Origin of the sequence: Mesorhizobium sp. NZP2298 (genome assembly GCF_013170825.1) — a bacterium.
Taxonomy (GTDB): domain Bacteria; phylum Pseudomonadota; class Alphaproteobacteria; order Rhizobiales; family Rhizobiaceae; genus Mesorhizobium.
The window spans coordinates 3,351,381-3,364,127 of the sequence record NZ_CP033365.1; the positions used below are offsets into that span (position 1 = coordinate 3,351,381).

At 63.8% G+C, this 12,747-nt stretch carries 10 protein-coding genes; 8 read left to right on the top strand and 2 right to left on the bottom strand.

The window, feature by feature from the left end; all coding sequences use genetic code 11:
* The first annotated feature begins 31 nt into the window (after positions 1–31).
* The gene (locus tag EB231_RS16300) at positions 32–835 is read left to right on the top strand and encodes a 3-methyl-2-oxobutanoate hydroxymethyltransferase (protein ID WP_172349703.1); all 804 of its coding nucleotides are present in this window, start codon (positions 32–34) and stop codon (positions 833–835) included.
* Here EB231_RS16300 and EB231_RS16305 read toward each other — a convergent pair whose 3' ends face one another.
* A complete protein-coding gene (locus EB231_RS16305; protein WP_172349704.1) occupies positions 836–2,344 on the bottom strand; it encodes an HAL/PAL/TAL family ammonia-lyase in 1,509 nt (502 codons plus the stop codon).
* Positions 2,341–3,342 carry an ornithine cyclodeaminase family protein gene (locus EB231_RS16310; RefSeq protein WP_172349705.1) on the bottom strand — a complete coding sequence of 334 codons (1,002 nt, stop codon included), beginning with the start codon at positions 3,340–3,342 and terminating at the stop codon, positions 2,341–2,343. The genes EB231_RS16305 and EB231_RS16310 overlap by 4 nt, the downstream gene beginning before the upstream one ends.
* Before the next feature lie 121 nt (positions 3,343–3,463).
* Here EB231_RS16310 and EB231_RS16315 point away from each other — a divergent pair, with 121 nt between their 5' ends.
* From EB231_RS16315 to EB231_RS16345, 7 genes are all read left to right on the top strand, one after another.
* Complete coding sequence (locus EB231_RS16315) at positions 3,464–4,897, top strand: DHA2 family efflux MFS transporter permease subunit (protein ID WP_172349706.1); 1,434 nt, start codon at positions 3,464–3,466, stop codon at positions 4,895–4,897.
* A 269-nt stretch (positions 4,898–5,166) separates the two neighbouring features.
* Positions 5,167–6,153, top strand: a complete 987-nt coding sequence (locus EB231_RS16320) for an ABC transporter permease (RefSeq protein ID WP_172349707.1) — start codon at positions 5,167–5,169, stop codon at positions 6,151–6,153.
* Between the two features lie 60 nt (positions 6,154–6,213).
* Positions 6,214–7,239 (top strand): sugar ABC transporter substrate-binding protein, encoded by a 1,026-nt coding sequence (locus EB231_RS16325; RefSeq protein WP_172349708.1) that lies wholly within the window; start codon positions 6,214–6,216, stop codon positions 7,237–7,239.
* A 75-nt stretch (positions 7,240–7,314) separates the two neighbouring features.
* Positions 7,315–9,438: an ABC transporter permease gene (locus tag EB231_RS16330; RefSeq protein WP_172349709.1), complete on the top strand. Its 2,124-nt coding sequence runs from the start codon at positions 7,315–7,317 to the stop codon at positions 9,436–9,438.
* Complete coding sequence (locus EB231_RS16335) at positions 9,435–10,484, top strand: hypothetical protein (RefSeq protein WP_172349710.1); 1,050 nt, start codon at positions 9,435–9,437, stop codon at positions 10,482–10,484. The genes EB231_RS16330 and EB231_RS16335 overlap by 4 nt, the downstream gene beginning before the upstream one ends.
* Positions 10,484–11,980, top strand: a complete 1,497-nt coding sequence (locus EB231_RS16340; RefSeq protein ID WP_172349711.1) for a sugar ABC transporter ATP-binding protein — start codon at positions 10,484–10,486, stop codon at positions 11,978–11,980. Before EB231_RS16335 ends, EB231_RS16340 begins: the two co-directional genes overlap by 1 nt.
* Positions 11,981–12,118: 138 nt before the next feature.
* A complete protein-coding gene (locus tag EB231_RS16345) occupies positions 12,119–12,526 on the top strand; it encodes a carboxymuconolactone decarboxylase family protein (RefSeq protein WP_172349712.1) in 408 nt (135 codons plus the stop codon).
* The last annotated feature ends 221 nt before the right edge of the window (positions 12,527–12,747 follow it).

The following is a 12,747-nucleotide window of genomic DNA, read 5'->3' on the forward strand; positions in this document are numbered from 1 at the left end:
GCACATGGCAAGCGTTAGAGGGGATGTTTTAATGAGCCGAAAGAGACCGACCGTCGCCGATCTGCGCGCCATGAAGGGCAAGCGCCAGCTGACCATGCTGCGCGTGCTGACGCTTGACGAGGCGGAGGCCGCCGAACGGGCAGGGGTCGACATTGTCTCGGTGCCGCCCGAACTGGTGCTCAACCCGCAATATCGCGATGCCGCACCCAGCCTGTTCACCATGCCGGGCGAAAACTTCTTCGAGATCGGCACGGCGGACGATTTCCTGCGCTGGGCGTTCCGGCTCTATAAGGCCGGTGCCGACGCGGTCTATTGCAGCGCCGGCTATGCCACGATCAGGCGCATGGCGGATGACGCCATACCTGTCATCGGCCATGTCGGCCTCATTCCATCCCGCGCCACCTGGACCGGCGGCTTCAAGGCGGTCGGCAAGACCGCCGATACCGCTCTCCAGGTCTTCGAAGCGGTAAAGCAACTGGAGGCTGCCGGTGCCATCGGCGCGGAGATCGAAGTCGTGCCGGTGGAGGTGGCCAAGGCGATCTCGGAGCGGACCTCGCTGATCATGCTGTCGATGGGGGCGGGCACCGGCTGCGACGCGCAATATCTGTTCGCCGAGGATATCCTTGGCCAGAACCGGGGCCACATGCCGCGCCACTCCAAGGTCTATCGCAATTTCGCCGCCGAATATGACCGGCTGCAGGCGGAGCGGGTAGCGGCATTCTCCGAATATGTCGCCGACGTCAACAGCGGCGCCTATCCCGAGGACAGGCACATCGTGCACATGGACCCGGCCGAGCTCGGCCTGTTCATGAAAAGGGTAGACGCAAAGAGCTGATTATTCGGTTTCCTGGCTGACCATCGCAGCGCCTTGCCACGCTCCATCGGCGAGCATGGCGTGGAGCAGCTCGGCGTCGGTTCCCAGCGGCCGGTCGTCTTTCAGCATCGATACATGCGCGCGCACCGCCGCATAGATCGAGCCAGTCCGTGGCCCCAGCGTCGACCCTTCACGCAGGTCGACGGCCTGGGCGGCAGCCATCAGCTCGAAGGCTATCAGCCGCCGCCACAGCGCGATCATCCCGGCGCATTTCGCAACGGCGAGGGGTGACTGGGTCGCATGGTCCTCGACGCCTTCCGATACCGGCAGGAAGTCGAGCATCACAGGATTGGCCTTGTGGCGAATGGCGGCCAGGATCGATGTCGCCGTCTTCTGCAGGGGCACGAAGCCGGCCGACGCGCCGCCGACTGGCGACAGATATTTCGCCAGGCCGTTGCGTCCCGAGCCGGTGAGCTGAATGAAGCGGGCGACGCTCGCGGCGGCGCATTGCGCGATCGCAAGGCTGAGCGTCTCGAAAGCGAGGGAAAGGGCGGCCGTGTGGAAATTGCCGGTCGACAGCACGAGTTCGTCATCGCCCAGCACCAGCGGGTTGTCGGCGGCGGCATTGAGCTCGATCTCGACGGCACGTTTCGCCTGGCCGATCGCCTCGATCAGCGCGCCGTGGATCGACGGCATGCAGCGGATCGACAGCGGGTCCTGCAGGGTGGTCGGCGCCGGCGGCTCGTCGCGGGCCAGCAGATCGTGCAGTACCTTGGCGGCCTCCTGTTGACCGGCCGCCGGGCGTGCCATGTGCAGGCGCGGATCGAGGATAGTGCGGTTGGCGCCAAAACCTTCCATGGTCAGCGCGCCGGCCTGCTGCTGCTGGGCCAGCGCCGACAGCGCGTCAGTTATCGCAAGCGCGCCGCTGCCGGAAGAGACCGCCGAAGCGTTGATCAGCGACAGCCCGTCCTTGGGTGCCAGGCTGATGGGTGCGAGGCGGCCCATCATCAGCGCCTTGGCCGCCGGCATGCGACGGCCCTGATAGTCGACTTCGCCTTCGCCGATCAGGACACGGGCAAGCGCCGTCATCAGGACGAGGTCGCCGGCGCCGATCGAACCGAGAGACGGCATCACCGGATGGACACCGGCATTGAGCACGTCGACCAGAGCGACGAAGACAGCGGGCGAGAGGCCGGAGCCGCCGGCCGACAGCATCGCCAGGCGGGCGACCATTGTTGCCCGCACCGCCTCAACCGGCAGCGCCTCGCCGACCGCGCCGCTGCGCCCTTCCAGCAATTGGCGCTGGAAGGCACTGGCGTCGCCCTCGACCGCCGTGCCGAGATTGGCGCCGAGCCCGGTGTTCAGCCCGTATATGGGCTGGCCGGAGGCGGCGGCCTGGTCGAGCACTTTTCGTGCCTTGTCCAGCCTGCCGAGGACATCGGATCCGATCTCCACCTTGCGGGCTTCGCGGGCGACGGTGGCGATATCGCCGACACTGACGGCGGCTCCGGTGAGGACGAGCGCGCTCATGCGAAACGCAGCCTCTGGCCGACGCCTTTTTCTCCTGCCTTGGCCAGCATCGCCTTGCCGAGCGCAATGTCGGACAACGACAGGCCGCGGTGCCAGAACAGGATGGTCTCGTCGTCGTTCTGCCGGCCCGGCTTGAGGCCGGCGGCGATCTGGCCGAGCTCGGCATGCAGCGTCTTTTCGCTCAGCCGTCCGGTTTCGACATGGGCCCGCAGCGAGCCGAACTTGCCGCCCTTGCACTGGCCCCAGTCGTCGACCACCATCTTCTGCATGATGTCGGTCAGCGACAGCTCCACCGCGCTCATCGTGCCATAGGGCACGACAAGGGCGCCGGGCTTGATCCATTCGGTCTTGAGCAGCGGCTGAGGCTCCGGCAGCCGCGAGGCCTCGACAACGATGTCGGCACCTTCGATGCAGGTCTTCCAGTCGGCGACCGCCGTCACTTTCTTGCCGAGGTCGGCGGAGAGCTTGGCGGCAAAGCCGTCACGGCTTTCCGGGCGGCGCGAATGGACGCGGATCTCGTCGAAGTCGAAGAGATGATCAAGCAGGCGCACGTTCCAGTAGGCGGTGCCGCGCGCGCCGATATGGGCGAGCACCTTGGAGTTCTTGCGTGCCAGATGCTTCGCGCCGATGGCGGTGACGGCGCCGGTGCGCATGTCGGTGATGACGGTGGCATCGAGGATGGCACGCGGCGTGCCGGTGCGCGGATCGAACAGGTTGAGAATGCCGAATTCGGAGGGCAGGCCATGCAGATAGTTGTCGACATAGTCGCCGACGATCTTCACGCCCGCCGCGTCGAGTGGCGCCACATAGCCGCGCAGGACGTTGAAATGGCCGTGGAAGGATGGGTCCGGTTCCAGGTGGACACGCGGCTCGATCACGGTCTGGCCCTTGCCCTGAGCGACCAGGCCGGCCTCGACGGCGGCAATGATTTCGCCGTCGGTCATGGCAAGCGCATCGATGTCAAGAGCATTGAGATAGTCGATGTAGATGGGCTTCATTCTATGCGCGCCCTTTCCTCGGTCGCCCCGCTCATCCCATAGCAGGCCGCGAGGCGACACGAAAGTTTGTTGCGCTGGCTATGGACGCAGTCGGTCAAATGCTGTTCAACCCGGTCTCGACATGACTGCCATTCCCGAAACTGAAACCTTACCGGCAACGGCCACCAGTGCGCGGCGCGTGGCCCTGATCGTCGCCATCGCCTTCTTCATGCAATTGCTGGATTCGACGATCATCTCAACCTCGTTGCCGCAGATGGGTGCCTCCTTCGGCGTGCCGGCGGTGGCGATGAGCATCGGCATCACGGTCTACATGCTGACAATGGCTGTTTTCGTGCCGCTGTCTGGCTGGCTTGCCGACCGGTTCGGCGCGCGCAACATTTTTCTCGTGGCGATAGCGCTGTTCACGCTGGCCTCGCTCGCCTGCGGCTTTTCGGAAAACCTGACCCAATTTGTCGCTGCTCGTGCCGTGCAAGGGCTGGGCAGCGCGCTGATGACGCCGGTCGGCCGCATTCTTGTCCTGCGCAATGCGTCGAAGTCCGAGCTGCTGAACGCCACCGCGCTGATCACCTGGCCGGCGCTGTTCGCGCCCGTGGTCGGGCCGGTGCTCGGCGGTTTCATCACCAGCTACCTGTCCTGGCACTGGAATTTCTTCATCAATGTACCGCTTGGGCTGATCGGGCTGGCGCTGGTCGCCCGCTTCATTCCGGGCGACCGGGAAGCCGATCCCAAGCCGCTCGACTGGCCGGGGTTTTTCCTGACGTCGCTCGGGCTCGCCTGCCTGCTCTTCGGCCTCGAGCGCATCGCGCATCCCGAGGACGGCCTGCTGCCCACGGTGCTGCTGATCGCGGCGGGCATCGTCATCGGCTGGCTGGCGGTGCGGCATCTCCTCCGCGCGGCTCATCCGCTGCTCGATCTTTCCTCGTTCAAGGTGCTGACATTCGCCATCTCGACACTCGCCGCGGGCACCATATTCCGGATGGCGATCAACGCCACGCCGTTCCTGCTGCCGCTTTTGTTCCAGGTTGGCTTCGGCCTCTCGCCCGTTGATGCCGGCTTGATGATCCTGGCCTATTTCCTCGGCAATCTCGGCATGAAGACGGTAACGACGCCAACGCTGCGGCGTTTCGGTTTCCGCTCGGTGATGGTCGTCAACGGCATCATCGCCTCGGCCTCGATCATGGCTTGCGGGGCGATCTCGCCGCAGACGCCGCGGGCGCTGGTTGTCGTGTTGATGCTGATCGCCGGCCTGTCGCGGTCGATGCAGTTCACCGCGCTCAACACGCTGGCCTTCGCCGATATCGATGCGGCGCAACGCAGTTCGGCGGCGACGCTGTCGTCCATGCTGCAGCAGGTGGCGATGCTGTTCGGCGTCGCGGTGGCGGCGGCGATCCTGAACCTGTCGCAGATCGCCAGGGACCGGCCGGCGCTCGACCTCGCCGATTTTCGAATCGCCTTCCTGGCGATCGGTGTCATCGGCCTGGTCGCGGCATTGCGTTTTCTCGTGCTGCCGCCCGCGGCGGGGGCAGAGGTTTCCGGCCACGTACCGGCGAATTGAAACCGAATTTTTCGCCTGATGCGGAGATAAATTCCGCCTCATCCTTTCGCCTTGATGCAGCGCTTTCGTAAATGGCTGCGATGGCGCAATCAATTGCCAAAAATGCAGGAGTTTCCGCGCATTGCGCCAGTTTCGGCAATCAATGTGTCCACCCGATGAATATCGACATCAGCCGGTGTTCCGAGCGCGGATTCATTTGACGAACCGGCGCTGAGCCGATTAGCTTTTGCTTTCGGGATGGCAGCGCTGCCATCGGGGCAAATGCAGACATGAACACGATCGGCTGGCTAAATCCGAGGAGCCTGAATCAGGAAGGCATTGTCTTTGCCATTGCCGTGGTGCTGTTCGTTGCCGCGGCAATAGGGCTGCCGGGCTTCATCGATCCCAACAACCTCGTCGCCATTGTCCGCTCGGTGTCGGTGCTGGGCATATTGGCGCTCGGCATGGCCGTCGTCATCATCGGCCGCGGTATCGACCTGTCCGCCGTGGCGATCATGGCGATGTCGGTCGCCTGGTATCTGCAACTGCTCAACACGGGAACCTCGGACGGGCTGGCCTTCGCCTATGTGCTGGCCGGCGTGCTCGCCATCGGGCTGCTCAACGGCTTTCTCGTCGCCTATGCCGACGTCCCGGCGATTTTCGTGACGCTGGCCACCGGCTCCTTCGTCTTCGGCTATGTGCGCTCGCAACTGATCACGCAGGATGCGGTACCGGTGCCGCAAGGACATTGGGTCGAACTGCTCGGCGGCCTGCGCTTCCTCGATATCCCGATCGAGGTGTTCGTCTTCGCGGGCCTCGCCTTCCTGTTCTTCCTCTTCCTGCGTTACACCAAATGGGGGCGCTACATCTATTTTGCCGGCGACAATCCGGTCGCGGCCCGCAACATCGGCATCCCGGTGCGGCCGATGCTGGTGCTGCGCTATGTGCTGTCCGCCTTCGTTGCCCTGATCGCCGGCCTGCTGACAGCGGCGAGCCTGCATTCGATCAATACGCGCGTCGTCAATTCGACGCTGCTTTACGACATCGTGCTGGTGGCGGTGATCGGCGGGATCGGCCTGTCGGGCGGACGGGGCGGGGTGCGCAACGTGCTGGTTGGGGCGGCGCTGATCGGCATCCTGCTCAACGCCATGACCATCATCGACATTCCGCTGCTCTACCAGAACCTGATCAAGGCAGCGATCCTGCTCGGCGCCATCATCGTCGATGGCATCATCAATCCACGCGACGAACAGACCGCGCAACAAGGCGACATTTAGGGGTACCCGGAACGATCGCGACGATCGGCCGGCAATGACAATCGAAACAGAGGATGTGACATGAAACTGATCAGAACACTGATGGTCGCCGCCACGGCGCTGGCCGTTACCGCCTTCGTGGCGCCGACCTTCGCCGCTGATGATCCGGGTCCGGCCGCCTATGCGCAGGCGCTCAAGGGCAAGCGCGTCATGCTGGTGCCGCTGGCGATGGGCTTCGACCTGGCGCAGGGCTGGGCGCACTATCTGAAGAAGGAAGTCGAGGCCTGGGGCGGCGTGTTCGAGACGCGCGATCCGAACTGGGTGGTCGACGCGGGCGCGCAGGCTATCACCGACGCGATCTCGTCCGACACAAGGCCCGACGTGCTGATCATCCATGCACCGGACCTCAACTCCTATTCCAAGCTGATGAAGAAGGCGCAGGCCGCCGGCACCTATGTGCTTCTGGTCGACAACCCCGCCAACTTCCCGGCCGATGCCTTTGTCGGCAGCGACTGGGACCGGCTCGGCCAACTCGAGGCCGAAGCGGCGATCAAGGGCTGCGGCGAGAACTCGTCGAAGAAGATCGGACTGGTGCAAGGCGACCAGGCGAACTCTTCCAGCCTGTATCAGTATGCCGGCATCATGAAGGTGCTGGACAAGCATCCTGACTTCAAGGTGGTGGCCAAGCCCGACTCCAACTGGGATGCGACGACCTCGCGCAACGTGACGACGACGATGCTGCAGCAGAACCCGGACATCTGCTCGATCATCGATTTCTGGGATGGTGACGCCACCGGCGCATCCGCCGCGATCCGCGACGCCAAGCTGGACGGCAAGGTGTTTCTCGTCACCACCGGCGGCGGCGAGAAGGCGGCCGATTGCGACAAGCTGCAGGATGGCACCTATGGCGCCGTGGTGATGACCGATCTCGCCCGCCAGTCGGGCGACATGAACGCCATCATCAAGTTCCTGCTGCAGAGCGGCCAGCCAGCCGGCACCTCGCACACCTACATCTACACGCTGGAGAAGGCGACGACCAAGGCCGATCTCAAGCCCGACAGCTGCTGGGACCTGAAGGCGCTGCAGGCCGAAGCGGCGGCGAAATAAACCGCACGTTGCCGACAGATATCAATGAGGTGGCCGGATTGTCCGGCCACCTCTTTCTCGTACCGCAGTGAGCCGATGTCCTTTCGCGAACGCCTTCAGTCCTGGCGCTACAATCTCGTGCCCGACCATCTGGTCGGCGAGATCCTGACCAAACGCTGGACCGACAATGCCATTCCGTTCCTGGCGCTTGTGGCAACGCTCGGCGTGTTCGGCTCGATCATTCCGGGTTTCTTCAAACTGACGTCGCTGCAGGAATCGACCCGCCAACTCGGCGAATTCTCCATGGTGGTCACCGGCATGACGGTGGTGATGCTGGGCGGCGGCATCGATCTCTCGGTCGGTTCGATCTTCGCGCTGTCCTGCTTCTCGGCCGTCTATGTGTTCTTCATCCTCGAACAGTCGATCTGGCTGGCGCTGGCCGCTTCGCTCGCCACCGGTCTCGTCTTCGGCGCCATCAACGGCTACCTCGTCGGATATCTCAGGCTGCGCGCCTTCCTCACCACGCTGGTCACCTTCATCTTCGGGCGGGCGTTGTTCGACATCCTCGTCACCACCTACGCCGCCGACGTGCAGCTTTCGACCGCCACATCGGATGTGCTGGATTTCATCGGCGACAGCACCTTCTGGGGCCTCTCGGTCTCGGTCTGGCTGGCGATCATCCTCGCCATCGTCACCCATATCGCGCTGACGCGCTCGCGGCCGGGCTGGCATGTGCTGGCGGTCGGCGGCTCCCGGCGCTCGGCGCACAATGCCGGCATCCGCGTGCGCCGCACCGTGTTCATGACCTATGTCTTCTCGGGCTTCTGCGCCTCGATCGGCGGTTTCCTCATTGCCTGCCGCTTGAGCGGTGCAGGGCCGGGCACCGGCCTCAACCTCGAGATCATGGCGCTGACGGCCGCGGTGGTCGGCGGCGTCAGCCTCGGCGGTGGGCGCGGCTCGGTGATCAAGGGGCTGATGGGCGCCATCATCGTCTTGACCATGACCAACGGGCTGATCCGGCTGGGCTACGGCACCGGCACCAACCAGATGGTGCTCGGCATCATGCTGGCGGTGGCGGTAACCATCGACATCCGCTGGCTGAAGAACCGCCACAAGGTGCTCAACGAAGTCTATGTCGCGCCGGTCTATCTCAAGATGGGCGAGACACAGTCGGCGGTGCCGGGCTCCGGCACGCCTTACGAGCTCGACAACCGTCTGTCCGCGGCCGATCATATCGGGCTCGGTGAGCTGGAAGGGCCTGAGGATGTCATCCTCGACCGCGACGACAATCTATATTGCGGCACCCGCCATGGCGAAATCATCCGCTTCTTTGCGCCGGAGTACGTGAAATCTGAAGTGTTTGCCCATATTGGCGGCTTTCCGCTGGGGCTCGCCTTCGACAAATCGGGCAATCTGATCAGCTGCGTCGGCGCCATGGGGCTCTATTCCGTTTCGCCGGACCGCGAGGTGAAACGCCTTTCGGCCGAGACGTCGCGCTCCTGGACCTCGATCGTCGACGATGCACGGCTGCGCGATCCCAATGATTGCGACATCGCGCCGGACGGGCGCATCTATTTCACGGATTCAACGAAGCGCTACGACGCGCATGACTGGGCGCTGGACTCGATCGAGAACCGCGCCACCGGCCGCCTGCTGGTCTACGATCCGAAGGACGGTTCGACGAAAACGCTGCTCGACGGCTATCGCTACACCAATGGTGTGTGCATGGCCCATGACGGCAAGTCGCTGTTCTTCGCCGAAAGCTGGGCCTGCCGCGTGCATCGCTATTGGCTGGAAGGGCCGAAGGCCGGCACCGCCGAATGCGTCATCCGCGACATGCCGGGCTATCCCGACAACATCAACCGGGCGTCGGACGGCAATTACTGGATGGCGTGGCTGGGCATGCGCACGCCAAGCTTCGACCTGTCGCTGCGACATCCCGACATGCGCAAGCGCATGACGCGCCGGCTGCCTCAGGACGAGTGGCTGTTCCCCAACATCAACACCGGCGGCGTGGTGAAATTCAACGAGAAGGGCGGCATCGTCGAGGCACTCGGCGACCTCACCGGCGATGCACATCCGATGGTCACCTCGATGCGCGAGCACAAGGGATATCTTTTCGTCGGCGGCATCCTCAACAACCGCATCGGCCGCTACAAGATCTCGGGCGCCGACCCGAACTGGACCAGCCCCGCTTCCTATTGGGGAGCAAAGCCATGATCCTCGATCCGATCCTGGATATGTTTCGCGGCAAGGCGGTCACCATCCCGCCGCTCGACGGCGCTTTCCGGCCCAACACGCGCCTCGATGACGCGCCTGCGTTTGCCGAACTGACCGAGCCGGACAATCTGCTGGCCTCCGGTGAGGGGTTGCTCGCCTCAAGCGGCAACGCCGTCTATTCGCTTGGCTCCGGAGCCGAGCCCAAGGTTGTCGAGACCTTTGCGTCCCCCGTCTCGGCACTGGCGCTGTCGCCGTCGGGTGAGCTGACGGTGGCGCTCGAAAGCGGCAAGCTGCTGATATCGGACAAGGAGGTTTCGCTGCCGACGGACGTGCGTTGCATCACGGCACTTGCCTATGCCGATGATGGCACGCTCTGGCTGGCCAATGGTTCGGCTGAGCACGCGCCATCGCAATGGGCCGCCGACCTGATGAAGAAGGGCGCGTCCGGTTCGCTGTGGCGATGTGGCCCCGGAGCGATCGGCTTCCAGAAAGTTGCCGGCGACATCGCGTTCCCCAACGGTCTCCATCCGGCAGGCGAGGGCGTTCTGGTGAGCGAAAGCTGGCGCCATCAGCTCATCCGTTTCAGCAGCGCGACAGGCAACCGTTCGACGGTGCTGACACATCTGCCCGGCTATCCCGCGCGGCTCGCGCCGGCGCGCGATGGCGGAGCGTGGCTGACCTTGTTCGCGCCGCGCAACCGGCTGATCGAGTTCGTGCTGCAGGAGACGCACTACCGGCAGGACATGATCGACCAAGTCCCGCCGGCCTACTGGATCGCGCCGGCGCTTGCCTCCAACCGCAGCTTCCTCGAACCGCTGCAATGCGGTGGCATCCGCACCATGGGCATCCACAAGCCATGGTCGCCGAGCCGCTCCTACGGGCTGGTGGTCAAACTGGATCAGAACATGCAGCCGCAGTTCAGCCTGCATAGCCGCGCCAACGGCACGCGCCATGGCATCTGCAGCGTGACGGAAAAGGACGGCCGGCTGTTCATCGCCTCCAAGGGCGGCGACTGCGTGCTGGCCGTCGACTCGGGAGGTTTCTGATGGAGCCGATCGTTCGCCTGGAGAACGTCACCAAGACCTATCGCGGCGTGCCTGCGGTGAGACAAGTCAGCTTCGACCTGCGAAGGGGCGAGATCCACGCGCTGCTTGGCGAGAATGGTGCCGGCAAATCGACGCTGACCAAGATCATCGCCGGTGTCGTGGACGCCACCTCCGGCAAGATGTTCCACAAAGGGCGCGAGATCGCCTACGCCTCGCCGCATGCGGCACTCGAGGCCGGGATCGCCATGGTGTTCCAGGAGACCAGCCTGGTGCCGTCGATGACAGTGGCGCAAAACCTTTATCTCGGTACTGAAAAATTCCTCAACCGGCTGCGCGGCACGTATATTTCGGCACAACAGTTCCTGCAGTCGCTGAATTTCCCGGTCGATCCGAACGCGATGGTGGCGACGCTGGGCGCGGCGAAGCGGCAGATGGTGGAGATTGCGCGTGCGGTGCACCACAATGCCGAAATCATCATTTTCGACGAGCCGACGGCGACGCTGACGCCGGAGGAGAAGCGGCATTTCTTCGCGCTGATCCGCCGGTTGAAAGCGAGCGGCGTGTCGATCGTCTTCATCAGCCATGCGCTGGAGGAGGCGCTTGGCATTGCCGACCGCATCACCATTTTGCGCGATGGCGAGCTGGTCGTCACCGACGATACATCCGCCTTCGACCGCGACAAGATCGTGGCCGCCATGGTCGGGCGCACCTTGTCCGGCCAGATCTACCGGCAGCGCGACGAAGCCAAGCTGCGCAAGGCGGGCAAGAAAGTGTTGTCGGTGCAGGACATTTCGATGAGCAATGTCGTGCGCAACAACTCCTTCTCGATCTTCGAGGGCCAGATCACCGGTGTGTTCGGGCTGATCGGCTCCGGCCGCACGGAGACCTTCAAGATCGTGTCCGGCATCTACAAGCGCGATTTCCTGCGCGGTGGGGCGATCGAGCTCGATGACAGACCGGTGCGCTATCTCGTGCCGAGCGAGGCGGTGGCCGACGGCATCGTCTATGTCACCGAGGACCGCAAGAGCGAGGGCATTTTCGAGACGATGGGCATTGCCGAGAACCTCTTCGGCGGACTGCTGGCGGCAGGCCGCGAAAAGGCCTGGGTGATCAACCAGCAGGAGATGCGGCAGCTCTCGGCGGAATGGACCAAGACGCTCAATATCAAGGCGATCAACGACAATGCGCGCGTGGTCGAGCTTTCCGGCGGCAATCAGCAGAAGGTGGTGATCGGCAAGGGGCTGGTGCAAAAGCCGCGCATTGTCATCTTCGACGAGCCGACGCGCGGCGTCGATGTCGGCGCCATCGCCGAGATCCATCAGATCATCAACCGGCTGGCCGACGAGGGGCTGGCCGTCGTGGTTATCTCCTCCTACCTGCCGGAGATCATGAACCTGTCCGACCGGATTTTGGTCTGCCGCCAGGGCCGCATCGTCGAGGAGTTTTCGCCGGCGGAGGCGACGGAGGAGAAGATCATGTACGCGGCCGTGCATTAGGGGGCTGGCGGGCTCGGCTAACCATCGACGTTCTGCACCAATCGGCATCGAAAACTGAATCAGAAGAGCCGATTAGCCATCTTTGCTCGAGACCTGATTCAACGACCTGATCCACCGATCCAACGAAGGAAAAACAACATGGCCACCACAAGACTCCTCAGCGATGCCGAGGTCGAAAAAATCCCGGCGGTGAAGGCCGTGTTCGACGATATCCGCGCGACGCGCAAATCCGATTTCGTCAACAATTTCTGGCGCGGGCTGGCCAATGATCCGGTGTCGCTGAAGCGGGTCTGGGAGCAGCTCAAGACAGTGATGGTGGCCGACAGCGCCATCGATCCACTGACCAAGGAGATGATCTATATCGCCGTCTCGACCGCCAATGGCTGTTCCTACTGCGTCCATTCGCACACGGCGGCGGCGCGGGCCAAGGGGATGACCGATGCGCAGCATGGCGAGCTGGTGTCGATCATCGGGCTGGCGGGGCAGACCAACCATCTGGTCACGGCGATGCAGATCCCGGTCGACCCGCAATTCGAGGTGAAGTGAGCGTGATTTCCCGCCGCGCTGTCGCAAGATTGTGAGCGCGGCCGTTCTATAGGCAAGCAGCGGCAAGCAACTGAAATCCGGGCGCTTTCCACGCTGCGCCGGTTGCCGCCGGCTAGCCTTCGCCAGCCGCTGTCCGCAATTGCGCGGTTTACCCCAGCGTCTGTTAAGGAAGTGACATGGAACGGCACTAAGGAAGCCCCATGCGATGCCGCTCGCCGGGG

Excerpts from the sequence above, each read along its gene's own strand:
- EB231_RS16340 (WP_172349711.1), top strand. The coding sequence starts at position 10,484 with ATGGAGCCGATCGTTCGCCTGGAGAACGTCACCAAGACCTATCGCGGC.
- EB231_RS16320 (WP_172349707.1), top strand. The coding sequence starts at position 5,167 with ATGAACACGATCGGCTGGCTAAATCCGAGGAGCCTGAATCAGGAAGGC.
- EB231_RS16335 (WP_172349710.1), top strand. The coding sequence starts at position 9,435 with ATGATCCTCGATCCGATCCTGGATATGTTTCGCGGCAAGGCGGTCACC.
- EB231_RS16330 (WP_172349709.1), top strand. The coding sequence starts at position 7,315 with ATGTCCTTTCGCGAACGCCTTCAGTCCTGGCGCTACAATCTCGTGCCC.
- EB231_RS16325 (WP_172349708.1), top strand. The coding sequence starts at position 6,214 with ATGAAACTGATCAGAACACTGATGGTCGCCGCCACGGCGCTGGCCGTT.
- EB231_RS16315 (WP_172349706.1), top strand. The coding sequence starts at position 3,464 with ATGACTGCCATTCCCGAAACTGAAACCTTACCGGCAACGGCCACCAGT.
- EB231_RS16345 (WP_172349712.1), top strand. The coding sequence starts at position 12,119 with ATGGCCACCACAAGACTCCTCAGCGATGCCGAGGTCGAAAAAATCCCG.
- EB231_RS16305 (WP_172349704.1), bottom strand. The coding sequence starts at position 2,344 with ATGAGCGCGCTCGTCCTCACCGGAGCCGCCGTCAGTGTCGGCGATATC.
- EB231_RS16310 (WP_172349705.1), bottom strand. The coding sequence starts at position 3,342 with ATGAAGCCCATCTACATCGACTATCTCAATGCTCTTGACATCGATGCG.
- EB231_RS16300 (WP_172349703.1), top strand. The coding sequence starts at position 32 with ATGAGCCGAAAGAGACCGACCGTCGCCGATCTGCGCGCCATGAAGGGC.